This window comes from Leisingera thetidis (genome assembly GCF_025857195.1).
Lineage (GTDB): Bacteria > Pseudomonadota > Alphaproteobacteria > Rhodobacterales > Rhodobacteraceae > Leisingera > Leisingera thetidis.
The window spans coordinates 1876919-1900762 of the sequence record NZ_CP109787.1; the positions used below are offsets into that span (position 1 = coordinate 1876919).

Genomic DNA, 23844 nt, shown 5'->3' on the forward strand with positions numbered 1-23844 from the left:
GATGGCGGACCGCCGCGGCCTTTTGATCATCCTCTCATCGCCTTCGGGCGCCGGCAAATCCACGCTGGCCCGGCGGCTGATGGCCTGGGACCCGGGGCTCAAGTTCTCGGTGTCGGCCACCACCCGCGCGCCGCGCCCGGGCGAGGAGCACGGACGCGAGTACTACTTCATGTCCGAGGACGAATTCCGCCAGAAGGTGGCGGAAGGCGGCATGCTGGAGCACGCCCACGTGTTCGGCAACTTCTACGGTTCTCCGGCCGGTCCGGTGAAGGACACCATCGAGGCGGGCCAGGATGTTCTGTTCGACGTCGATTGGCAGGGCGAAATCCAGATCCGCAATTCGGACCTGGGCAAGCACGCGCTGTCGATCTTCATCCTGCCGCCCTCGATCCCCGAACTGCGCCGCCGCCTGGAAACCCGCGCCCAGGACAGCGACGAAGTGATCGGCAAACGGATGCAGAAAAGCTGGGATGAGATCAGCCACTGGGGCTATTACGATTACGTTCTGGTCAACGACGACCTGGACGAGACCGAAGCCCGGCTGAAGACCATTGTCGAGGCCGAACGGATGCGCCGGATCCAGCAGCCCAAGCTGCAGGAGCATGTGCGCGCCCTGCAAACCCAATTCGAGGAACAGTCATGACTCTCTTTGCCCTTGGGGACAGCCAACCGCGGATCCACGACGACACCTGGGTCGCCCCTGATGCCAATCTGATTGGCAAAGTGGTGATGGAGGCGGGCTCTTCTGTCTGGTTCGGCGTTACCATCCGCGCCGACCACGAGGAAATCCGCATCTGCGAAGGCTCCAACGTGCAGGAAAATGTGGTGATGCACATCGACGCGGGCTATCCTCTGACCATCGGCAGGAACTGCACCATCGGCCACAAGGCAATGCTGCATGGCTGCACCATCGGGGAGAATACCCTGGTAGGCATGGGGGCAACGATCCTGAATGGCGCCAGGATCGGCAGGAACTGCCTGATCGGCGCCGGTGCTCTGATCACCGAGAACAAGGAAATCCCCGACAACTCTCTGGTCATGGGCAGCCCCGGCAAGGTGGTGCGGGAGGTCGACGCCGCGCTGGCCGAAAAGCTCACCCGGAGCGCGCTGCTCTACCAGGATAACATGCGCCGTTTCCGGGCGGAGCTGAAACCGCTGTAACGGGTCTGGCCCCTGAACATTTTGCGCGGCCTGAACGGTTGCTGCCACATCAGGTTTACATGGCAGCGCTAGGCAGGCCGGACATTCAACTGCGGGGATCTGATGACGACGGAGCTGATCGACGGATTTCTGGCCGCCATTCCGCGGCCTGCGGTGCTGGTGGACCAGACGGAGCGGTTCATCGCGGTAAATGCTGAGGCGGCAACGCTGCTGGGGCAGGGAGTGAAGGGGCGCCATTTCGCCACCATCCTGCGCCAGCCCAGCGTCGCCACCGCCATCGAAGGCTGCCTGCGCGACCGCGAGTCCCGCACCGCCCGGCACCTCGCCAACGACGGCGCACAGGACACAACCTTTGCCGTCACCCTGCGTTATGTGCCCGGAATCGGTGCGGTCGGCGGCGGCGCGGTGCTGGCCTGTTTCGACGATGTGACCGAACGCGAGCAGGCCGGCCAGATGCGGCGCGATTTTGTCGCCAATGTCAGCCACGAGCTGCGCACACCGCTGACCGCACTGATCGGATTCATCGATACCCTGCGCGGCCCGGCCAAGGACGACGCCCCGGCCCGGGACCGGTTCCTGTCGATCATGGAGGGTGAGGCCAGCCGCATGAACCGCCTGGTGGGAGATCTCTTGTCCCTGAACCGGGTGGAAAGCGAGGAGCGGGTGCGGCCCAAGGAGAAAGTCGATCTGACCGGCCATCTGGCGTCGACTCTCAAGACGCTGCTGCCGGTGGCCGAGGCCCGTGGCGTTGCTGTGAAGCTGGACGCGCCGCAAGAGGGCATCACGGTCACCGGCGACGCGGACCAGCTCCGGCAGGTGTTCCTCAACCTGGTGGAAAACGCGGTGAAATACGGCGGCGACGAAGTCCAGGTGGTGCTGAGTTTCTCCGGCCGGGATCCGGCGGTGCGCGCGCCTGCCGCCCGCGTCCAGGTGATCGACAACGGACCGGGCATCGACCCTGTCCACCTGCCGCGGCTGACCGAGCGCTTCTACCGCGCCGACAGCCACCGTTCGCGCGAGATGGGCGGCACTGGTCTGGGCCTGGCAATTGTAAAACACATCATCAACCGCCACCGCGGGCGGCTGCGGGTCGAAAGCGAATTGGGCCAAGGCTCTGTTTTCACTGTGATACTGCCAGAGTAGACGCCGGCCGCATGACCTTTGCAAGCAAGCCGCCGCCGGAATTTCCCGGCGGCGGCTTGCTGATTCATGTCTCTTTTCTGCTGCCTGAACCCGGTTTGTCATGAAGCTGTTACACTGGTGTCACAAAAGCCTCATCAGCGGCCTCTAGGTGATGACCCAAGATCATCGAGGGGGTGATCGAACCTTGAAATCTCATGGAGACAAAAGATGTCCTTTGTGAAACTGACCGCTTCCGCCCTGGCAATTTCCGCCGTATCCGCCACCACAGCCGCCGCGCGCGACCAGGTGCAGGTTGCCGGTTCGTCGACTGTTCTGCCCTATGCCTCGATCGTGGCAGAAGCCTTTGGCGAGAACTTCGACTTCCCGACCCCGGTTGTGGAGTCCGGCGGCTCCTCCGCGGGCCTCAAGCGGTTCTGCGAGGGCGTCGGCGAGAACACCATCGACGTCGCCAATGCCTCGCGCCAGATCAAGGAAAAGGAAATCGCCGCCTGTGCCGAAAACGGCGTGACCGACATCATCGAGGTCCGCATCGGCTATGACGGTATTGTCTTTGCCTCCGACATCAACGCCAACGGTTTTGAATTCACGCCCTCCGACTGGTTCCTGGCACTGTCCGACAAGATCGTTGCTGACGGTCAGCTGGTGGATAACCCGAACACCACCTGGGCCGATGTGAGCCCGGATTTCCCGGCTGTTGACATCCAGGCCTTTGTGCCGGGCACCAAGCATGGCACCCGCGAAGTGTTCGAAGACAAGGTGATCCTGGCGGGCTGCGAAGCCACCGGCGCCTTTGACGCTTTCAAGGAAGCCAACGGCGGCGACAAGAAAGCAGCCGAGAAAGCCTGTATCGCCCTGCGCACCGACGGCAAGTCGGTCGACATCGACGGCGACTACACCGAGACCCTGGCCAGGATTGAATCCAACAAGGACGGCATCGGCGTCTTTGGCCTGGCGTTCTACGAAAACAACACCGACAAGCTGCAGGTTGCCACCATGTCCGGCGTTGTCCCCTCGACCGAAAGCATCGCAACCGGTGAGTACCCGGTCTCCCGCCCGCTGTTCTTCTACGTGAAGAAAGCCCACATCGGCGTGATCCCGGGCCTGAAGGAATATGCCGAGTTCTTTGTGGCTGACGAAGTCGCAGGCGAAGATGGGCCGCTGGCGGAATACGGCCTGGTGGCTGATCCGGAACTGGCCGACACCCAGGAAACCGTCGCCAGCGAAGCTGTCATGGGCGGCAACTCCTAAGCCTTTGCCCTAACGTGAGTTTTGCCGGGGCGGATCCTTCTGCCCCGGCCCTGTTTCTTCCGGTCCCCGACACCGTTTCCCTTTCCGTCACCGCCTAACGGAGCCCTCCATGCCCACTTTCTGGCTCGTTGCTCTCCTGCTTGCGCTGTCCGCAGCGGGTTTCTACCTAGGGCGCAGCCGCGCGCTCAGAACCGCCGGGGGCGATGTAAAAGACCTGCATTCGCTGCCCTCCTACTATGGCTATTGCGTCGCGCTGGCGTCGTTTGTGCCCGCCATCGCGGTGCTGGCGATCTGGCTGCTGGCACAGCCGCTGGTCATCGAGAACCGCGTGTCCGGCATGATCCCGGCTGAGGCGGTTCCGGAAAACGCGACCCTCGGCCTGGTGATGAGCGACGTGCGCCGGGTTGCCGAAGGGCTGGATCTGGCGGTGGAGCAGGAGGTGCTGACCCGCCGTCAGGCGCGCGAAGCCTCCAGTGGCGAGCAGGACCTGCGCGCCCTCTTGGGCGAGGTGGGTGTCGCCCTCGGCTCGGATGTGCGGCCGGAGGTGTTGACCGCGGCCCAGACCTACCGCAACCTGTCGCATACCGGCAAAACTGCAATGACCGTCGTTGTTGCGCTGCTGGCGCTTGGCGGCTTTGCCTGGGCCTACAGCCGCACCCACAAGGATTTCCGCGCCCGCAACGTGGTCGAGCGCGGCGTTCTGGCGCTGCTGATCCTCGCCGCTTCGCTGGCGATCCTGACCACGGTCGGCATCGTCCTGTCGATGCTGTTCGAGACCAGGAACTTCTTCGGCCTGCACAGCTGGACCGACTTCTTCTTTGGCAGCACCTGGGCGCCGAACTTCCGCGGCGGCAGTGACCTGTCGATCCTGCCGCTCTTGTGGGGCACGCTCTACATCTCCTTCATCGCGCTGCTGGTGGCGGTGCCTGTGGGGCTGTTTGCGGCTATCTACCTGTCCGAATACGCCAGCAACGCGGTGCGCGCCTTTGCCAAGCCGCTTTTGGAGATCCTCGCGGGCATCCCGACCATTGTCTACGGCCTGTTTGCGCTGCTGACCGTCGGTCCGGCGCTGGCCAATCTCTTTGCCAAGGGCGGTCTGCTGGGCGTGGAATGGATGGCAGGCGCCACTTCGGTGCTGACCGCGGGGCTGGTGATGGGCATCATGCTGATCCCCTTCGTGTCCTCGCTGTCCGACGACATCATCAACGCGGTGCCGCAGGCGATGCGCGACGGCTCGCTGGGCCTGGGCGCCACCAAATCCGAAACCGTGCGCCAGGTGGTGATGCCGGCGGCGCTGCCGGGGATCGTCGGCGCGGTGCTGCTGGCCGCCTCGCGCGCCATCGGCGAGACCATGATCGTGGTGATGGGGGCAGGGGCAATTGCCAAGTTCTCCGCCAATCCGCTGGAGTCGATGACCACCATCACCACCCGCATCGTCAGCCAGCTGACTGGCGACACCGATTTTGCCAGCCCCGAAACGCTGGTTGCCTTTGCCCTGGGCCTGACCCTGTTTGTCCTGACCCTCGGCCTGAACGTCCTGGCGCTGTTTATCGTGCGCAAATACCGGGAGCAGTACGAATAATGACTGACCTCAGCCAAACCCCTGCAAGTGCCGCGCCCCGAAGACACGGCGGCTCGCTGCTGCAGCAGACCGCACACACCAAGAAGCGGAACGCCGCCGAGAAACGCTTTCGCGCCTATGGTGTTGCTGCGATCGCGGCCGGCCTGGTCATGCTGGTCATCCTGGTGACCACCATCGTCGGCAGGGGCACCGGTGCCTTCCAGCAGACTTTTGTGACGCTGAATGTGGAGCTGGTGGAAGCCAAGCTCGACAAGAAGGGCAGCCGCAACATCGAGGATATCAAGAAGGTCACCACCTTCGGCTACGCCCCGATCATCAAGGGCGCGATGGAGGCCGCAGTTGCAGAGCTGGGCATCGAGACCGGGCTCAAATCCAAGGAGCTGGCTGGCATCCTGTCCAAGGACGTCGCCGCCCAGCTGCGCGATTTCGTGATCGCCAACCCTGATAAAATCGGTCAGACGGTAGAGTTCCGCTTCCTCGCCTCCAGCCGGGTCGACGGTTACCTGAAGGGGCGCGTGACCCGCGGCAGCATCGTCAACGACAAGAACATATCCGCCGAACAGCTTGATCTTGTTGATGCATTGGCCGCCGCCGGGGTGCTGGAGAAGACCTTCAACCTCGATTTTATCACCGGTGCAGATGCCTCCGACGCCCGCCCCGAAGCGGCCGGCATGGGGGTCTCGATGCTGGGCTCGCTGTTCATGATGCTGGTGGTGCTGGCGCTGGCGCTGCCGATTGGCGTCGCCGCCTCGATCTATCTGGAGGAATTCGCACCGCAAAACTGGCTCACCGACATGATCGAGGTGAATATCTCCAACCTCGCCGCGGTGCCGTCGATCGTGTTCGGTATTCTCGGCCTCGCGGTGTTCATCAACTACATGCACCTGCCGACCTCGGCGCCGCTGGTGGGCGGGCTGGTGCTGACGCTGATGACGCTGCCGACCATCATCATCTCCACCCGCGCCTCGCTGAAATCGGTGCCGCCGTCGATCCGCGACGCGGCCCTCGGGGTGGGGGCATCGAAAATGCAAGCGGTGTTCCACCACGTGCTGCCGCTGGCCGCGCCCGGCATTCTGACCGGCACCATCATCGGCCTGGCGCAGGCGCTGGGGGAAACCGCGCCGCTCTTGCTGATCGGCATGGTCGGCTTCATCGCCTCCAACCCGCCGGAGAGCCTGGCCGACGGCCTGCTGGCCCCGAACTCGGCGATGCCCGCGCAGATCTACGAATGGGCCAAACGCGCCGACCCGGCCTTCTACGAGCGCGCCTGGGGCGGCATCATCATCCTTCTCATCTTCCTGGTGACCATGAACACCCTCGCGGTGATCCTGCGCCGCCGCTTTGAACGCCGCTGGTAAAAGGGGCATAGTGCAATGAACGACATGACCTTGATGGATAACACCGTGGACACACAGAACATCAAAATCGCCGCCAAGGACGTGAACGTCTACTACGGCGACAGCCACGCGATCAAAGACGTGAATGTCGAGATCGAGGACAAGACCGTCACCGCCTTCATCGGCCCTTCGGGCTGCGGCAAGTCGACCTTCCTGCGCTGCCTGAACCGGATGAACGACACCATCGGCACCTGCCGCGTAAAGGGCGACATCCTGCTGGATGGCGAGGACATCTATGACAAGCGCGTCGACCCGGTGCAGCTGCGCGCCAAGGTTGGCATGGTGTTCCAGAAGCCGAACCCGTTCCCCAAGTCGATCTATGACAATGTGGCTTATGGCCCGCGCATCCACGGTCTAGCGAGGAACAAGGTGGAACTGGATGAAATTGTTGAAAAATCCCTGCGCCGCGGTGCCATCTGGGATGAGGTGAAGGACCGCCTGGAAGCCCCCGGCACCGGTCTCTCCGGCGGCCAGCAGCAGCGCCTGTGCATCGCCCGCGCCGTCGCCACCGAACCCGAAGTCTTGCTGATGGACGAACCCTGCTCGGCGCTGGATCCAATCGCCACCGCCCAGGTGGAGGAACTGATCGACGAACTGCGCAGCCGCTACTCGGTGGTGATTGTCACCCACTCGATGCAGCAGGCCGCCCGGGTCAGCCAGAAAACCGCCTTTTTCCATCTTGGAAACCTGGTGGAATTCGGTCTCACCGGCCAGATCTTCACCAACCCCGAAGATCCGCGCACCGAAAGCTACATCACCGGCCGGATCGGCTGATTTCAAGGAAAATCAACATGGCTGAACAGCATATTGCATCCGCTTTCGACCGCGACCTGGAGGCCATCCAGGCCCGGATCATGAAAATGGGCGGCCTGGTCGAGGACGCCATCCGCGAAGCCGCCCGCGCTCTGGAAACCCGGGATGAGGAACTGGCGCTGACCGTGCGCCAGGGTGACAAGGCAATCGACGGGCTCGAAGAACTGATCAACGAGGAAACCGCCCGCCTGATCGCACTGCGCGCGCCTGCGGCGTCGGATCTGCGGCTGGTGCTCTCGGTGATGAAGATCGCCGGCAACCTGGAACGCATTGGCGACTATGCAAAAAACATGGCCAAGCGCACCGGCGTCCTGGCCCAGGGCCCCAACACCAGCGAAGGCGCCGCGGCGCTGCGCCGGATGGCGCGCGAGGTGGAGCGGATGCTCAAGGATGCGCTGGATTCCTACATCCAGCGCGACGTGGAACTGGCCCGCGACGTGATCGAGCGCGACCGCGATGTGGACCAGATGTACAACGCCCTGTTCCGCGAATTCCTGACCCACATGATGGAGGATCCGCGCAACATTTCGGCCTGTATGCACTTGCATTTCATCGCAAAAAACACCGAACGCATGGGCGACCACGTGACCTCCATTGCCGAACAGGTGATCTATCTGGTGACCGGCGAAAAGCCGGAGGAAGACCGCAAGAAAGCCGACACAACCTCGACCACGCCGCAGGAGATCTGACCGATGGCTGCCGATCAGCCCACCGTTCTGGTGGTTGAAGACGAAATGGCCCAGCGGGAAGTGCTGGCCTACAACCTCGAGGCCGACGGCTTCCGAGTGCTGCGCGCCGAACATGGCGAGGAAGCGCTGCTGGTGGTCGAGGAGGACATGCCCGACATCATCATCCTCGACTGGATGATGCCCAACCTAAGCGGCATCGAAGTCTGCCGCCGGCTCAAGACACGCGCGGAAACCCGCAATATTCCGGTCATCATGCTGTCGGCGCGCTCCGAGGAGGTTGACAAGGTGCGCGGGCTGGAAACCGGGGCCGACGATTATGTGGTGAAACCCTATTCGGTGATCGAGCTGATGGCCCGGGTGCGTACCCAGCTGCGGCGGGTGCGGCCCTCCACCGTGGGGGTGCGGCTGGAATATGACGATATCGTGCTGGATGCGGAAACCCACAAGGTCAGCCGCGCGGAAAATCCGCTGAAACTGGGCCCCACCGAGTTCCGCCTGCTCTCCACCTTCATGGAGAAGCCAGGCCGGGTGTGGAGCCGCGAGCAACTGCTGGACCGGGTCTGGGGCCGCGACATCTATGTCGACACCCGCACCGTCGATGTTCACATCGGCCGGCTGCGCAAGGCGCTGACCCAGTTCGGCGGCAACGACCCGGTACGCACCGTGCGCGGTGCGGGCTACGCGCTCGGCTGAAGCGGCATCAGGGGGAGTCAGGCAGTGCGCAGGGGTTGCACGCCTGTCCCCCCGTTTTGCTCTTGCCACTCAGCGCGGCAGCGGATCTTCCGGCTGCGCTTTCCCCGCCAGCCAGCCGCGGAATTTCAGCAGCGCAGGCGCCTGTGATTTCCGCTCCCGCCAGACCAGGTAATAGGCGCCGGCTGACTCCAGCGGCTCGGGGTGAAGCGCCACCAGACGTCCTGTCGCCAGGTCCTGTTCCACCAGGTAATCCGGCATCAGCGCCACCCCAAGCCCATGCAGAGCGGCCTGCGAGATGGTTGCGAATTGGTCATAGATCGTGCCGCTCAAACCATCTCCGGCGGCGATGCCGTGCCGGTCGAACCAGTCGCGCCAGGCGGTGGTCCGGGTTTGGATATGCAGCAGCGGCAGCTTGAAAATGTCCTTGGGACCTGCGACTGTCCGGCCATCCAGAAGCTGTGGCGCACAGACCGGCAGCAGCTGTTCGTGCTTGAGCAGCAGCGATTGCGTGCCCGGCCACTCTGCATTGCCAAAATGAATTGCAGCATCAAAGGGTTCGGTGGCGAAGTTGAATGGCTCAAGCCGGGTGGCCATGTTGATCGTCACATCCGGATGCAGCCGGGCGAACTCCGGCAGCCGCGGCATCAGCCAGCGCATGCCGAACGCCGGAAGAATGGCCAGATTGAGCGTCCCGGCCAGCGGAGCGGCCTGCAAACGCAGCGTTGATTGCACGATCTGGTTCAATGCCTGGCGGATTTCTGCGGCGTAATCCTGCGCCTCCGTTGTCAGCGCCAGCCGCTTCTGGTCGCGCTGCACCAGTTCCATCCCCAATTGCCGCTCGAGCGTTTGCAGCTGGCGGCTGACGGCGCCTTGCGTCAGGGCCAGTTCATCGGCGGCGGCTGAGGCGCTGCCAAGCCGGTCCAGCGCCTCCAGTGCGCGCAGGGAGGAGATCGAGGGCAAGAATTTGCGTGGCACAGTCATGTATGAGTGTTTGTCATGCTTTGTTGCCAAAGTCTCGCTGTTTTTTCCGTTCACCTCCCGTTAGGGTTTGCTTAATTCGCGAACCACTGAGGTGACAAGATGACCGACAAACCCGCCCTGCGCGCCAAGGATGCCCCGGATCTGGGCCGTTTTAACTGGGAAGACCCGCTGCGGCTGGAAGACCAACTGACTGAGGATGAGCGGATGATCTCCGCCTCGGCCCGCGCATATGCCCGGGAAAAACTTCAGCCGCGCGTGCTAAATGCTTATGAAAACGAGGAAACCGACCCGGAAATCTTCCGCGAGATGGGGGAAATGGGCCTCCTTGGCACCACCATCCCAGAGGAGTACGGCGGGCTGGGCGGCGGTTATGTCTCCTATGGCCTGGTTGCCCGCGAGGTGGAGCGGGTCGACAGCGGCTACCGTTCGATGATGTCGGTGCAAAGCTCGCTGGTGATGTATCCCATCTATGCATATGGCAGTGAAGCGCAGCGCCAGAAATACCTGCCGAAACTGGCCACCGGCGAATGGATCGGCTGCTTCGGGCTGACCGAGCCGGACGCAGGTTCCGACCCTGCCAGCATGAAGACCCGGGCAGAGAAAACCGAGGGTGGCTATAAGCTTACGGGATCCAAGATGTGGATCTCGAATGCGCCGATCGCCGATGTCTTTGTCGTTTGGGCCAAATCCGAAGCCCATGGCGGCAAGATCCGCGGCTTTGTGCTGGACAAGGGCCTGAAAGGCCTGAGCGCGCCGAAAATTCAGAACAAGGCAAGTCTGCGTGCTTCAATCACCGGCGAGATCGTGATGAAGGGCGTTGAGGTTGGCGAAGATGCGCTGCTGCCGCATGTCGAGGGGCTGAAAGGGCCGTTTGGCTGCTTGAACCGCGCCCGCTACGGCATCAGCTGGGGCGCGATGGGGGCGGCTGAAGCCTGCTGGCACGCGGCGCGCCAGTATGGTTTGGACCGCGTTCAGTTCGGCCGTCCGCTGGCAAACACACAGCTGTTCCAGTTGAAACTGGCGAATATGCAGACAGAAATCACATTGGGCTTGCAGGCAAGCTTGCGGGTCGGCCGGCTGATGGATGAGGCCAATGCTGCACCAGAGATGATTTCCATCATCAAGCGTAACAATTGCGGCAAGGCGCTGGAGATTGCCCGGATGGCGCGCGACATGCACGGCGGCAATGGCATCAGCCTCGAGTTCGACGTGATCCGCCACATGGTGAACCTTGAAACGGTGAACACCTATGAAGGCACGCACGACGTTCATGCGCTGATCCTGGGCAGGGCTCAGACCGGATTGCAGGCGTTCTTCTGAAGGGGCACTGCAGCACAGGACAGTGTCTTGTGCTGCATTTCCGCATTTCGGATTTGCATTCCTGCAGCTGGGGCCGGGTCTGAGGTTTTGCAAAGACTTGCACGAGCAAGGATCTGAAAAATGCCTCGATTATGGATCCAAAACGCTTAATCCGCGACGGCCGGGCACGGGCGGAATCAACTAGAAAGCCTCAGGCTGCTATTCAGAATAGTTAATCGGGTTTCAGATTCGCTTGCACGCCAGCAGGAACTGGCGGGCATTTAGAGCGCAAGCACTGCAAAAATTCATACCAAGGCTGCTGGTCCCGCATTGCCTGCGCGTAGTGCAATCTTGTCGGGATGCTCATTGGAGCGAACTCCCGGAAGTGCAATGCACTGCGTTTTCGCAAAATCGTATTGCGTATATCCCGGGGCAAAACTGCAAAGCTCCGCGTCAAGGGGGCTCAGAGTTTTGCATAAGTTCTCGTCTTAACAATAGGTTACCATGGGCGTTGAGGTAGGGGAAGCTGTCTTTTGCACTTTTTCAAACTTTGGAACGCAATTGGGACGCCCGGGGAAGGAACGCCCAATCCACTGCTTGCTGCGAGCCTGGCATGTGTGCAGGGCGTTTGATCAGCGTCGCAGCGGAGGTGCGGCGTCTCCGGCAGGCCGGGCAGAGGGGCGAAACCATGTGCCGCCAAAGGAAAAACAACGGGCCGGAGATGACCGGCCCGTTGCGATTGATCAAAGGCGTTTAAGCCGGGAGGTGAATGTTGAACTTTTCCCGGATTGCCATGTCGGTTGCGGCATCGAACCGGGCGGCGGCGCGCTGGGACAGGATCTGCTCCTTTTTCGCAACCGCCTTTTGGATCAGGTCGGGTTTGTCGCGTTCTGCCCATTCCTTGGGAGAGGTCCGGTCTCCCAATTCAGGGTAGACATAGTCCACCTGCATCCGGCTGAGGGTCTGATCCGTCCCCAGGTAATGTCCCGGCCCGCCAAGGCAGGTCGCGCGCATTTGGTCCAGCGCCAGGGTCTCGTCATTCACCTCGATGCCGCGGACACAGCGTTGCGCCTGGCCAAGCAGATCATTGTCCAGGATCAGCGACTCAAGGCAGAAGCCCAGCAGCGAGGCATGCATGCCGGCTGCTTCATAAACCATGTTGAGACCGGAAAGCCCGGCCATGACGGCAGAACACATCTGCTCCCAGCCTGCCTGCATGTCGGGCAGTTTGGAGTCTGACGCGCCGCCAGCCGCACCGCCTGGCAGGTTGTAGAATTTGTGCATCTGGGCACAGCCTGCGGTCAGCAGCGCCTGTTCGCCAGACCCCACGGACATGGCGCCCGTGCGCAGATCCAGGCCAAAGGGCCAGGTGCCGAAAATCGCGGGGGCGCCAGGCTTTACGGCGTTTACATAAACCAGGCCGGCCAGGCATTCGGCCACCGCCTGGGTAATGGCTCCGGCGATGGTGGAAGGGGCAGTGGCGCCAGCCATGCCCGCCGACAGCAGCAGCACCGGCATGCCGCCCTTGATGCATTCCTCCATCACTTCGCAGGATTCGGTCGCGAATTTCATCGGCGGAACCACAAAGCAGTTGGAGTTGGACACGAAAGGACGTTCGCGCCACTTGTCCTCGCCGCCAGCAATCATGTGCAAAAGCTCCAGGCCAGGTTTCACGAACCCGGGTTCCGTGAAGGAGACGCCCACATGTTTGGTTGTGCCGGCCGTGGTGGCGTAGATGGAGTTCAGATCCATTTCGCAATTGTCGGCGATGTCGCGGCAGACCATCGGGCGCTGGACAAAGTGGATGTTGTCCAGCTGGTCGCAGATGCGGGCGGCATCGTGCAGATCCTGCACGGTGGAGTCGCGGTATTCGCGGCCATGCACGTCCACAACGCTTACCGCAGCGCCTGCGGTGCCGTAATGCACGCGGCCGCCAGACAGCTGAAGATCTGTTTTGCCGTCGCGGCTGAACAGCGTGACGGAGCGGTTGGCCTTGGCGATGGTGTCCTCGACAAGGGCGCGGGGGAAGCGGATGCGGCCGTCGTCGCCGGGGATGCAGCCCGCCGCGGTCAGGTAGTCGATACCGCTTTGCGGGGCGTCAGCGAGGCCGATCTCTTCCAGAGCTGTCAGCGCGGCTTCGTGGATTTTCTCCATGTCAGCCTGGCTCAGCACCTTCAGAGCAGTGGATTCCATGCCGGGACGGACCGGACGAAGGTGTTCTGGCAGTGCGGCAGCGCGGGCGGCACGGCGTGCATTCCGGCCGCCACTGCGGGTGGCACGGGACGGGGAGGCTTGATCGTTCATGTTGAGCCTTTCAGGAGGTGTGAGTGGAAATTTCCGGAATTTCAACTCAGTGCGGCCGCCCCCTGGCGGCACGGCCTCGGGCCGCACCAATGGTGCGGTGGATGAGGCTGACGAAGCTGCGTTCTCCCTGCATGCGGACTCCTGTTTCTTTCACCGCAAAATGGCATGCTTGCGCGTCGATTCTAGCACATAAACGACTGCGGTGAAAAAAACGACATATTTTTCATTCGCGGGTGTTGCCCGGGCAGGCGGCCGCTCGCGCCGCGGATCACTAAAATCCGATTAGTTTTAATGGTTTAATCTCTATTTTTTACGCTGTGCGGCGCTCTCCGTTGTTGGCAAGCTGGCTGGAGGAACCAAATATTAAGCATTAATTGCGATACTGGTGTCCTTGGGGATGACGCGCTGAAACGGCGCATTTCGAAGAAGGCAAAGCCACATGCCGCTGGTTAGGAAGACCAAACTTTCTTTGACTTTCGCTGCAGCTTTCGCGGTGTCCATTGCACAGTGCCAAATGGCACAGGCAGAAGATTGGGGGCAGCCGCTCACGGCCGATGCGGCGGAGGTTTGGAGCGGGGCATTCAGCGGCGGGACGCGCTCTTTTCAATTGGCCTACGGCCGCGAGTTCGGCGGTGTTTTTCTTGGAGGTTCGGTGGCGGCGGGACAAACGGGTTTGCTGACGCGTGCGGTTCAGGCGGATGAAACCCATCAGCTGCGGCTCCAGGCCGGATACGAATTTGGACAGGCTGCCGGCTTTGTGACTTTTGGCGGCGTGCAGGCTGAAGCTGCCGGCGGCGCACGGCAGGGGCCGGTTATCGGGCTGGGTATGCGCGTCTCGCTCAACCGCGCGCTGCAATTGACCGGAGAGCTGCTGCATCATGAGGCCGGGCCAAAAGACGGCAGCGCCAGCCCGCGCGGGGAAACCCTGTCGCTGAGTGCAGCTTTCCGGTTTTAATCCGCCTTTCCACGTTCTTGACTGTGCCGGCAGCCGCTAGGCGCAGCTGCGCCGGAATTCAATGGGCGGGCAGAATTCCGCCTGCGGATTCCGGCGGAAAGGCGCAGGCGCCGGGCAGCTTTCGGCCAGACGCTGCCAATTCGGGGAGCGTGGGCCGTGCGGCTCTGGAAGTTCCCGTCAGGAATCCTTTTGTAGCGTTCAACGGCGCACAGCTTGCGCCGGTACTGCAAAAGGAGAAGTCTGAATGACTCGTTTCGTAGCTATGACAGCCATCGCCACTGTAATGGGCAGCGCGGCCTTTGCCGGCAACATCAGTGAGCCGGTGGTTGAACCCGCGCCCGCTCCGGCGCCGGTCGTGGTGAGCAATGATGGCGGCGACTGGACCGGTTTCTACCTGGGCGGCCAGGTCGGCCAGCTGGATGCCGACGCAAGCAACGGTACATCGGGTGATGATACTGCCTATGGTATCCACGGCGGCTACAACCATGATTTCGGCCGTTTCGTACTAGGCGGCGAGCTGGATTATGACACCACCGACCTGAGCCTGGGCGGTGGTGCAACCATCGACTCGGTGGCCCGCGCCAAAGTGAAGGCCGGTTACGACTTCGGAAACGTGCTGGCTTATGTTACCGGCGGTGTGGCCGAAGCGGACAGCTCGCTCGGCAGCGAGACCGGTGAATTCTATGGTGTCGGTGTTGCCTATCAGGTGACTGATCAGTGGCAGATCGGCGGCGAAGTGCTGGAGCATGAGTTCGACCAGTTCGGTAACTCGGGCGTGGGCGCGGATGCCACGTCGGTGGCGCTGCGCGCGTCCTTCAAGTTCTAAGCCTGACACAGGCGCGGGCGCGGCAGCCTGTTCTGCCGCGCCCCCAGCCGCCCGGTCCGTACCCAAGGCGGACGGGGCGGCCTTTTGCCTTTTTCGGCGGCGAACCGCTTGGCGGGATTTTCCAGCCGTGCTATGCAGCTCTCATGAACCGTAAATGCACCGCCATCATCTGCTGCATTACCTGCTGACATAACAGCGGGCTGGTTTCTGTCGTTTTCATTTCCCTGACAAGTTGCTAAGCCCGCGCTGCGCGCAATGGGTGATGCCGGCCGAATTGAGCCGGGCATGGGAAAGGAACCGGGCATGGGAACCAAGGACATAAAGATCAAGCTGCACAATACAAAGACCCGCAGGAAAGAGGTCTTTGAGCCGATCGAGGCCAGCAACGTGCGGATGTATGTCTGCGGCCCCACCGTCTATGACCGGGCGCATCTGGGCAATGCCCGGCCGGTGGTGGTGTTCGATGTTCTTTACCGGCTTCTGCGCGAAGTTTATGGCGTAAATCAAGTGGTTTACGCCCGGAACTTCACCGACGTTGACGACAAGATCAACGCCCGCGCCGCCGAGAGCGGGCGCCCGATCGGAGATATTACTGCCGAGACCACCCAGTGGTTCCTGGACGACACGGGCGAGCTTGGCGCGCTTGAGCCCAGCCACATGCCGCGCGCCACCGAATACATCCCGCAGATGGTGGCAATGATCGAGGATCTGATCGCCAAGGGCCATGCCTATGCGGCCGAGGGCCATGTGCTGTTTGCAGTTGACAGCTGGAAGCAGCTCTATGGCAATCTGTCGGGCCGCTCCGTCGATGACATGATCGCCGGCGCAAGAGTTGAAGTGGCGCCTTACAAGAAGAATCCGATGGATTTTGTGCTGTGGAAACCCTCCACCGAGGATCTGCCGGGCTGGGACAGCCCCTGGGGCCGCGGGCGGCCGGGCTGGCATATCGAATGCTCGGCGATGTCCTATGAGCTTCTGGGCGAGACCTTTGACATTCACGGTGGCGGTAACGACCTGATGTTCCCGCATCACGAGAATGAAATTGCGCAAAGCTGCTGCGCCCATCCGGAGGGGGAGTTTGCACGTTTCTGGCTGCACAACGAGATGCTCCAGGTGGAAGGCAAGAAGATGTCCAAATCGCTGGGCAACTTCTTCACCGTGCGCGACCTGCTGGACCAGGGCTATCCCGGCGAGGTGATCCGGCTGGTGTTCCTGCAGACCCATTACCGCAAGCCGATGGACTGGACCGACAAGAAGGCCAAGGAGGCCGAGGCGACGCTGCGCAAGTGGCGGGCGCTGACCGCGGGCATCGAGCCCGCGTCCAGCGCTGCTGCCGCGGTCCTGGGGGCACTGGCGGATGACCTTAATTCCGCTGGCGCCATCGCCGAGCTGCACAAGCTGGCGGCAGCCGGGGATGCGGCCGGGCTGCTGGCTTCGGCCCGAATGCTGGGGCTGTTGACGGCAGAGATGGGCGCTTGGGCAACGGGACCTTCCATCGACCTTTCGGCCTTTGCGGAAAAGCTCTTCGAAACACGCCAGAAGGCAATGGAAAGCAAAGATTTTTCCGAAGTCGACAGAATGAAGGCAGCCTTTGTGGAGGCCGGTTTGGAAGTGCGGATGAGCAAGGCCGGTGTCGAACTGGTGCCGGGCGCCGGTTTCGATCCGGCCAAGCTGGAGGCGCTTTGATGGCCAGGGAACGCCTCTACCTCTACGACACCACCCTGCGGGATGGGCAGCAGACCCAGGGGGTGCAATTCTCGACCGCGGAAAAAAAGCAGATCGCCCAGGCGCTGGACGGCCTGGGAGTCGATTACATTGAGGGAGGCTGGCCAGGCGCCAATCCGACCGACAGCGCGTTTTTCGCGGAAGCGCCAATGACCCGTGCCACGATGACCGCCTTTGGCATGACCAAGCGGGCCGGGCGCTCCGCCGGGAATGACGACGTTCTGGCGGCGGTGATGAATGCGGGCACTGCGGCGGTCTGCCTGGTCGGTAAAAGCCACGACTACCACGTGACCGAAGCGCTGGGGATCACGCTGGAGGAAAACCTCGGCAACATCCGCGCGTCGGTCGCCCATATCGTGGCGCAGGGGCGCGAGGCGCTGTTTGACGCCGAGCATTTCTTTGACGGCTACAAGGATAATCCGGACTATGCGCTGGCGGCCTGCCGCGCCGCACTGGAGGCCGGGGCGCGCTGGGTTGTGTTGTGCGATACCAATGGCGGCGCGCTGCCGTCGGAAGTCAAGCGGATCGTCTCTGAGGTGATCTCAGCAGGCATTCCGGGTGAGAAACTTGGCATACACACTCATAACGACACGGAAAATGCTGTTGCCTGCTCATTGGCGGCGGTGGAGTCCGGGGCACGGCAGATCCAAGGCACGCTGAATGGGCTGGGCGAGCGCTGCGGCAATGCCAACCTGACCGCGCTGATTCCGACGCTGCTGCTGAAGGAACCTTATGCCAGCCAGTTCGAAACCGGAGTGAGCCAGAAGGCCTTGGCCGGACTGACCCGGATCAGCCGGATGCTGGACGACATCCTGAACCGGGTTCCGGTGCGGCAGGCGGCCTATGTGGGGGCTTCGGCCTTTGCCCATAAGGCGGGGCTGCATGCCAGTGCGATCCTCAAAGATCCCTCGACCTATGAGCACATTGAGCCGCATAAGGTCGGCAATGCGCGGGTTATCCCGATGTCCAACCAGGCGGGCCAGTCGAACCTGCGCAAGCGGCTGACGGATGCAGGCCTGAGCGTTGAAAAAGGCAACCCGGCACTGGTGCGGATCCTAAAACGGATCAAACGGCGGGAAACCGACGGGTACTCCTACGATACTGCACAGGCTTCGTTTGAGCTGCTGGCGCGCGAAGAGCTGGGCCAGCTGCCGGAGTTCTTTGAGGTCAAGCGCTACAAGGTCACCGTGGAACGGCGCAAGAACAAGTACAACCGGATGGTCAGCCTGTCCGAGGCGGTTGTCGTGGTAAAAGTTGATGGGGAAAAACGGCTGTCGGTCAGTGAGTCGCTGGATGACACCGGCAGTGACCGCGGCCCGGTCAACGCGCTGGCGCGGGCGCTGAGCAAGGATCTGGGGCGCTACTCCGTCCAGCTGGAGGATATGCGGCTGGTCGATTTCAAGGTGCGCATCACCCAGGGCGGCACCGAGGCTGTAACCCGGGTGATCATTGATAGCGAGGACAGCCAGGGCCACCGCTGGTCCACCGTTGGCGTCAGTGCGAACATCATCGACGCTTCCTTTGAGGCGCTGCTGGATGCGATCCGCTGGAAACTGATCCACGATGCCGGGGCCGGGCAGGCCGATGCAGTTTGACGCAGACCTGACCGCTTGCGCGGAACTGGTGCAGAAAGGCGACCCGGACAGGTTTCTGGCCACCATGGCGGCACCGGCCGAGGCGCGGCCGCTGCTGTTTGTGCTTTATGCCTTCAATATCGAACTGGCACGCGCGCCCTGGGCCAGCCAGGAGAGCATGATTGCCGAAATGCGGGTGCAATGGTGGCGTGACGTTGGGGCTGAAATTGCCGCGGGCAGACCAGTCCGCCGCCATTTCGTGGCAACCCCCCTGGCGCGGATGCTCAAGCCGGAGCTGGCTGGCTGCATTGACGGTATGGCCGAAGCGCGGCGCTGGGATATTTATAAGGACGGCTTTGAAGATGAGGCCGCCTTCGACAGCTATATCGACCGGACCAGCGGATCGCTCATGTGGATGGCGGCGGCGTCGCTTGGGCCTGCGGAGGAGGCCGTGGTACGCGGCTTTGCTTATGGTGCGGGCATCGCCGGCTGGTTGCGGGCGATACCCGGGCTGGAGGCCCAGAAACGGATACCGCTAGTAGATGGCACCCTGGAGGGTGTGCAGGCTTTGGCGCGCAAGGGATTGGAAAATATCGAAAAAGCAAGACGGAACTCCAGATCGGTTTCCAAGCAGGCGCGTGTGGCTCTGTTGTCCGGATGGCAGGCTGAGGCTCTTCTGAAGCAGGTGATCTGGCAGCCCGAGCGGGTCGCTCAAGGCACGCTCGGACAAAGCGAATTCCGGCGAAGGACCGGGTTGATGTGGAGGGCTGCCTCCGGGCGCTGGTAGGACTGCCGCAATGACACAGGCGCCCGTCGCGGCGCCTGTGTCATTATCGGGGGGGCTCAGACTGTCCTGGGACGCAGCACCAGCCATAGCAGCGCGCCGCCTGCCAGAACCAGGAACGGGGCCATCGCCATGTTCACCGCGCTCCAGCCGTCCACCGGGCTGCCGCCGGAGCAATTCATCAGACCGCCCGACGCCAGCGAGGCCATGGTCACCCCGCCAAAGACCAAAAGGTCGTTCAGGCCCTGCATCCGGCCGCGCTCATAGCTTTGATGAGCGCCGGCCAGCATTGTGGTGGCGCCGATGAAGCCGAAGTTCCAGCCCACGCCCAACAGAACCAGAGCGGCAAAGAAGTTCTCCAGGTCAACGCCTTGCAGCGCGACTGCACCAGCGCCGGCAAGAATCACCAGGCCTGCAGCGACGATCTTTTCCACGCCGAACCGGGCAATCAGATGGCCTGTGAAAAATGAGGGCACATACATCGCCAGCACGTGCGACGTGACCACATCCGCGGCATTGCCTTCGCTATAGCCGCAGCCGACCACTGCCAGCGGCGTGGAGGTCATCACCAGGTTCATCAGCGCGTAAGAGACCATGGCGCAGATCACTGCAACGGCAATAACCGGCGTCTTCAGAAGCTCAAGGCGGCTGCGGCCCTTGGGGCTGTCTGCGCTGGGAGCGGGCGGTTTGGGGATGTCCAGAAACAGGAACAGCGCGGCCCCGAACACGTTGAGTGCGATCACCGCCAGATAAGTGCCCAGGAACGGAATAACAAAGGCTTGGCTGGTCGCCTTTACAATCTGCGGGCCGATAACAGCAGCGGCCAGCCCGCCCGCCATCACGTAGGAAATTGCCTTGGGCCGAAACGCCTCGGATGCGGTATCGGCGGCCGCAAAGCGGTAAAAGCCATGCGCGCTCATGTAAACACCAGTGAGCAGGCTGCCGAGCAGAAAAACAGGGAAAGAGCCGAGGTACAGCCCGTAAGCGCCGACCAGCCCGCCAACGGCACCGAAGGCGGCGCCGGCAAAGAAGCCGGCCCGGCGGCCCCAGCGCTGCATGATGGCTGAAACCGGCGTGGCTGCCAGCATCGAACCGCCCACGATCAGCGAGATCGGCAGCGTCGCAAAGCAAGGGTTTGACGCCAGGGATTGGCCCGCCAGACCGCCAACGATGAAAATCATCGGCATCTGCGCCCCGAGAATCGCTTGGGCCAGCACCAGGATGGCGACGTTTTTCTTGGCGACCGCATCGCCGGGGGTGGTCATGGTCATGCTCATATGGGATGCGTAGCGGTGAACCCGGGACGGGGCAAGCCAGCCAGGCAGGCCCTTCGATCACGGTTTCTTTCAACAGCGGCCAATCAGGGGGTGACGTGGCGTCAGAAGTGCAGACCTTGCGTCCGGGCGCGGGCCGGATCATTCAGCATGACGCCTGCGTGACCGAAGGCGCCAATTGGCTGGCCGAACGGGACAGCCGGTTCGCCCGTGCGCTGGAACTGACCGGGCCGCTGCCCCTGCGCCGCAAGCCCGACGGGTTTGCCGAATTGCTGAGCGCGATTGTCAGTCAGCAGGTGAGCGTGGCCTCGGCCAATGCGATCTGGAAACGGATGAAGGAGGCAAGGCTCACCGGTCCGCGCAAGATCCTGCGGGCTGCGGATGAGGAACTGCGCGCCGCCGGCCTCAGCCGTCAGAAAATCCGCTATGCCCGAGCGCTGGCGGAGGCTCGCATCGACTATAAGGCTTTGCGGGATGCGCCTGATGAGGAGGTGATTGCCACGCTGGTGCAAGTGCCGGGGATCGGTGTCTGGACGGCGGAGATTTATGCGATGTTTTCGCTGGGCCGTGCCGATGTGTTCGCCCATGGCGATCTGGCCCTGCAGGAAGCGGCACGGGTGCTGTTCTGCTTGCCCGCCCGCCCAAATGAACGCGAACTGCGGCAAATGGCCGATGCCTGGTCGCCCTGGCGGTCGGTTGCGGCGCGCATCCTCTGGGCCTATTACCGGGTGGCGAAGGACAGGGAAGGAATCCGATGACTCGTGTACTCAATGCCGGCAGGAAAGAACCTGTTTCCGGCGATATCCGTTCGATTGTTGTGTTCCTGCATGGCTACGGAGCAAACGGGGCTGACCTGCTGGGGCTGGCCGACCCTCTCGGCGAGCATCTGCCGGATACGCTGTTTGTTGCTCCGGATGCGCCAGAGGCCTGTGCCGGAGCCCCGTTCGGCTTTCAGTGGTTTCCGATTCCCTGGATCGACAACTCATCCGAAGAAGAAAGCATGCGCGGCATGCAGGCGGCTGTCGAGGATCTGAATGCTTTCCTTGATGCGCTGATGGTCGATGAAGATGTGCTGCCCGAGCAGGTGGTCCTGTTCGGCTTTTCGCAGGGCACGATGATGAGCCTGCATGTGGCTCCGCGGCGCGAAGACCCGGTGGCGGGAATTGTTGCTTTCTCGGGGCGGCTGCTGGCGCCGGAACTGCTGAAGGACGAACTGGTGTCCAAAATGCCTGTTCTGCTGGTGCATGGAGATCAGGATGATGTGGTGCCGGTGCAATCGCTGCCCGAGGCTGCCGAAGCGCTGCAGGAAGCGGGATTTCAGGACGTTTTTGCCCATATCCAGAAGGGCACCGCGCACGGCATTGCGCCTGACGGGCTGAGCGTTGCGCTTGCCTTCATGCGGGACAAGCTCAGCCTTTGATGAAAGGTGCGGCGCCGGATTTCACCCGTCCCACAGGCGGGGTTCGGCGATCTCGACGGAATTTCCGGCAGGGTCGCGGAAATAGATCGATCGCGCACCGCTGGGCCAATCGAACTCCGCTTCTATTCCGATCCCCGCAGTCGCCAGCCGGCTGCGCATCCGCAACAGGTCCTCGCGGTGCTGGGCAAAACAGACGTGCCCGGGTCCATGGGCGCCATGCGGCGGCACCGGCAGCCGCGGGTTCCCAGGGGGCTTGATGGTCTGCAACGGGTTGAACAGCAGCAGAACCGAGGCGCCGCAGCGGAAAAACACGTGCCTTCCGCCGACCCGCTGAATGCACTCCAACCCCAGTATCCGGCCATAAAAATCTTCGGCCGCATCCAGGTCCTCCGCGTATAGGGAGGCTTCGAGAATGGCTTGGGGTGCAGTGGCTTGCGGCAGCATGTCCTTAGGCTATCAGCGCCGCCGCGGTCTGTCACCCGGGGGTTTGCGGGCTGCTGCCGCCTTGGGTTTGCGCGGTGGTTTGAGCGACGGTTTCGGCGGGCCGGGAATCCGCGGCGGCTCAACATCCTGCCACGCGCCCTGCGCCAATCCATCCAGCGTCCAGGCACCGATGCTGTAGCGGATCAGCCGCAAGGTGGGATGGCCCACCGCGGCTGTCATTCGCCGCACCTGGCGGTTGCGGCCCTCGCGGATGGTCAGTTCGATCCAGCTGTCGGGCACGGTTTTTCGGACCCGCACCGGCGGGGTGCGCGCCCAGAGCCCCGGCGGCTCGTCCATGCGGCTGACCTTGGCCGGGCGGGTCATGCCGTCCTTAAGCTCGACACCTTTGGCCAGGCTTTCCAGTGCTGCGGCATCCGGGATGCCTTCGACCTGCACCCAATATGTCTTGTCCATCTTGTGCTTGGGGTCGCTGATCCAGGCCTGCAGGCGGCCGCTGTCGGTCAGCAGCATCAGCCCTTCGCTGTCGCGGTCCAGCCGTCCGGCGGGATAGACGCCGGGGCAGTCGATATAGCGGCTGAGCGTGAGACGCGGGCTGTCCTCGCTGCCGCGATCGGTGAATTGCGGCAGCACGTCATAAGGTTTGTTGAAGCGGATCAAAAGGGTCATGCTCCGGCAATAGTTGCGCAGGCGCGCGGGGGCAAGGGCGCCGCAGGCGGGCCGCCTGTGGATAACTGTCACCGGCCTGTCACGGAATCACGCCAGAATTCTCGCGACATATTGTGGATCATGGGGGCTTGCCAGCTGCCAACCACGATATATAGTCAAAGTTAGGCTGGGGCGGGTTCCCCGCTCTGGTTCCGGAAAACGGAAGGTCAGGGCGAGGAAGACGTTCACGATGGATGGTGATTTCAGGGCAGAGTTTGTCAGATCTCCAGGGGCGCTGAAACAGCATCCCGCGCTGGTGCTGAATGCGGACTACCGGCCTTTATCCTATTACCCGTTGTCCTTGTGGTCGTGGCAGGATGCGGTGAAGGCGGCCTGGCTTGACCGGGTGGCTATCGTGGCCGAATACGACGAGGTTGTTCACAGTCCGAGCACCGAGATCCGAATACCCTCCGTGGTGGTTCTGAAAGATTATGTAAGACCTCAAAAGCGCGTGGCCTTCACGCGCTTTAATTTGTTCTTGAGGGATGAGTTCCGCTGCCAGTACTGCGGCAGCAAGGGAGACCTGACGTTCGACCATGTTGTGCCGCGCGCAGCCGGCGGGGTCACCAGCTGGGAAAACGTGGTTGCGGCCTGCAGCCCGTGCAACCTCAAGAAGGGATCCAAGTCGCTGCACCGGGCCGGCATGTCCTTGCGCAAGCCGCCGCGCCGTCCGGGTGCAGAAGAGCTGCGCAACACCGGGCGCAAGTTCCCGCCCAACCATCTTCACGAAAGCTGGATGGACTTCCTGTATTGGGATACCGAACTGGACGCTTGAGCCAAACGGTTCAACTGTCTGAAAGATAAGGTTTCCGGCCTCTTTGCCTGTG

The 23844-nt window shown here is 62.4% G+C and carries 23 protein-coding genes; 18 read left to right on the top strand and 5 right to left on the bottom strand.

All coding sequences use genetic code 11. The features are described from left to right. Position 1 precedes the first annotated feature (1 nt). The 9 genes from gmk to phoB all read left to right on the top strand — a co-directional run bounded on the left by gmk (position 2) and on the right by phoB (position 8726). On the top strand, positions 2-643 hold the full coding sequence (gmk, locus tag OKQ63_RS08945; protein ID WP_264213578.1) for a guanylate kinase: 642 nt from the start codon (positions 2-4) through the stop codon (positions 641-643). After that, positions 640-1161, top strand: a complete 522-nt coding sequence (locus tag OKQ63_RS08950) for a gamma carbonic anhydrase family protein (protein ID WP_264213579.1) — start codon at positions 640-642, stop codon at positions 1159-1161. The genes gmk and OKQ63_RS08950 overlap by 4 nt, the downstream gene beginning before the upstream one ends. A gap of 102 nt (positions 1162-1263) precedes the next feature. Further along, positions 1264-2304, top strand: a complete 1041-nt coding sequence (locus OKQ63_RS08955) for a sensor histidine kinase (RefSeq protein ID WP_264213580.1) — start codon at positions 1264-1266, stop codon at positions 2302-2304. A gap of 207 nt (positions 2305-2511) precedes the next feature. Beyond that, positions 2512-3552: a substrate-binding domain-containing protein gene (locus OKQ63_RS08960; protein ID WP_264213581.1), complete on the top strand. Its 1041-nt coding sequence runs from the start codon at positions 2512-2514 to the stop codon at positions 3550-3552. Positions 3553-3661: 109 nt separating this feature from the next. Further along, positions 3662-5134 (top strand): phosphate ABC transporter permease subunit PstC, encoded by a 1473-nt coding sequence (gene pstC, locus OKQ63_RS08965; protein WP_264213582.1) that lies wholly within the window; start codon positions 3662-3664, stop codon positions 5132-5134. Beyond that, on the top strand, positions 5134-6492 hold the full coding sequence (gene pstA / locus OKQ63_RS08970) for a phosphate ABC transporter permease PstA (RefSeq protein WP_264213583.1): 1359 nt from the start codon (positions 5134-5136) through the stop codon (positions 6490-6492). The genes pstC and pstA overlap by 1 nt, the downstream gene beginning before the upstream one ends. A gap of 15 nt (positions 6493-6507) precedes the next feature. Beyond that, complete coding sequence (pstB, locus tag OKQ63_RS08975) at positions 6508-7305, top strand: phosphate ABC transporter ATP-binding protein PstB (RefSeq protein ID WP_264213584.1); 798 nt, start codon at positions 6508-6510, stop codon at positions 7303-7305. Between the two features lie 17 nt (positions 7306-7322). After that, complete coding sequence (gene phoU, locus OKQ63_RS08980) at positions 7323-8033, top strand: phosphate signaling complex protein PhoU (protein WP_264213585.1); 711 nt, start codon at positions 7323-7325, stop codon at positions 8031-8033. Positions 8034-8036: 3 nt separating this feature from the next. Continuing rightward, complete coding sequence (gene phoB / locus OKQ63_RS08985) at positions 8037-8726, top strand: phosphate regulon transcriptional regulator PhoB (RefSeq protein WP_264213586.1); 690 nt, start codon at positions 8037-8039, stop codon at positions 8724-8726. 69 nt (positions 8727-8795) lie between these two features. On the opposite strand, the gene OKQ63_RS08990 is transcribed toward phoB, so the two are convergent. Then, the gene (locus OKQ63_RS08990; protein WP_264213587.1) at positions 8796-9707 is read right to left on the bottom strand and encodes a LysR family transcriptional regulator; all 912 of its coding nucleotides are present in this window, start codon (positions 9705-9707) and stop codon (positions 8796-8798) included. 99 nt (positions 9708-9806) lie between these two features. On the opposite strand from OKQ63_RS08990, the gene OKQ63_RS08995 reads away from it, so the two are divergent. Next, complete coding sequence (locus OKQ63_RS08995) at positions 9807-11027, top strand: acyl-CoA dehydrogenase (protein WP_264213588.1); 1221 nt, start codon at positions 9807-9809, stop codon at positions 11025-11027. 732 nt (positions 11028-11759) lie between these two features. Here OKQ63_RS08995 and OKQ63_RS09000 read toward each other — a convergent pair. Next, positions 11760-13310 (bottom strand): trimethylamine methyltransferase family protein, encoded by a 1551-nt coding sequence (locus OKQ63_RS09000; RefSeq protein WP_264213589.1) that lies wholly within the window; start codon positions 13308-13310, stop codon positions 11760-11762. Between the two features lie 439 nt (positions 13311-13749). Between OKQ63_RS09000 and OKQ63_RS09005 the strand changes: the two genes are divergently transcribed. From OKQ63_RS09005 to OKQ63_RS09025, 5 genes are all read left to right on the top strand, one after another. After that, positions 13750-14265, top strand: a complete 516-nt coding sequence (locus OKQ63_RS09005; protein ID WP_264213590.1) for a hypothetical protein — start codon at positions 13750-13752, stop codon at positions 14263-14265. Positions 14266-14509: 244 nt separating this feature from the next. Further along, positions 14510-15091 carry an outer membrane protein gene (locus OKQ63_RS09010; protein WP_264213591.1) on the top strand — a complete coding sequence of 194 codons (582 nt, stop codon included), beginning with the start codon at positions 14510-14512 and terminating at the stop codon, positions 15089-15091. A gap of 303 nt (positions 15092-15394) precedes the next feature. Further along, a complete protein-coding gene (cysS, locus tag OKQ63_RS09015) occupies positions 15395-16777 on the top strand; it encodes a cysteine--tRNA ligase (protein WP_264213592.1) in 1383 nt (460 codons plus the stop codon). Then, positions 16777-18411: a citramalate synthase gene (gene cimA / locus OKQ63_RS09020; RefSeq protein ID WP_264213593.1), complete on the top strand. Its 1635-nt coding sequence runs from the start codon at positions 16777-16779 to the stop codon at positions 18409-18411. Before cysS ends, cimA begins: the two co-directional genes overlap by 1 nt. Beyond that, entirely contained in the window at positions 18401-19177 is a 777-nt protein-coding gene (locus OKQ63_RS09025; RefSeq protein WP_264213594.1) for a squalene/phytoene synthase family protein, read from the top strand. The genes cimA and OKQ63_RS09025 overlap by 11 nt, the downstream gene beginning before the upstream one ends. 56 nt (positions 19178-19233) lie before the next feature. On the opposite strand, the gene OKQ63_RS09030 is transcribed toward OKQ63_RS09025, so the two are convergent. Continuing rightward, positions 19234-20451, bottom strand: coding sequence for an MFS transporter (locus OKQ63_RS09030; RefSeq protein WP_264213595.1), 1218 nt, complete (start codon positions 20449-20451; stop codon positions 19234-19236). A 95-nt stretch (positions 20452-20546) separates the two neighbouring features. Between OKQ63_RS09030 and OKQ63_RS09035 the strand changes: the two genes are divergently transcribed. After that, positions 20547-21206, top strand: a complete 660-nt coding sequence (locus OKQ63_RS09035; protein ID WP_264213596.1) for a DNA-3-methyladenine glycosylase family protein — start codon at positions 20547-20549, stop codon at positions 21204-21206. Next, positions 21203-21868: an alpha/beta hydrolase gene (locus OKQ63_RS09040; RefSeq protein WP_264213597.1), complete on the top strand. Its 666-nt coding sequence runs from the start codon at positions 21203-21205 to the stop codon at positions 21866-21868. Before OKQ63_RS09035 ends, OKQ63_RS09040 begins: the two co-directional genes overlap by 4 nt. Positions 21869-21889: 21 nt before the next feature. Here the strand turns inward: OKQ63_RS09040 and OKQ63_RS09045 are convergent, their stop codons facing one another. Both OKQ63_RS09045 and OKQ63_RS09050 read right to left on the bottom strand, forming a co-directional pair. Further along, the gene (locus tag OKQ63_RS09045) at positions 21890-22312 is read right to left on the bottom strand and encodes a VOC family protein (protein WP_264213598.1); all 423 of its coding nucleotides are present in this window, start codon (positions 22310-22312) and stop codon (positions 21890-21892) included. Between the two features lie 12 nt (positions 22313-22324). Beyond that, on the bottom strand, positions 22325-22978 hold the full coding sequence (locus tag OKQ63_RS09050; RefSeq protein WP_264213599.1) for a pseudouridine synthase: 654 nt from the start codon (positions 22976-22978) through the stop codon (positions 22325-22327). Positions 22979-23207: 229 nt separating this feature from the next. On the opposite strand from OKQ63_RS09050, the gene OKQ63_RS09055 reads away from it, so the two are divergent. After that, on the top strand, positions 23208-23792 hold the full coding sequence (locus OKQ63_RS09055) for an HNH endonuclease (RefSeq protein WP_264213600.1): 585 nt from the start codon (positions 23208-23210) through the stop codon (positions 23790-23792). Positions 23793-23844: the final 52 nt, after the last annotated feature.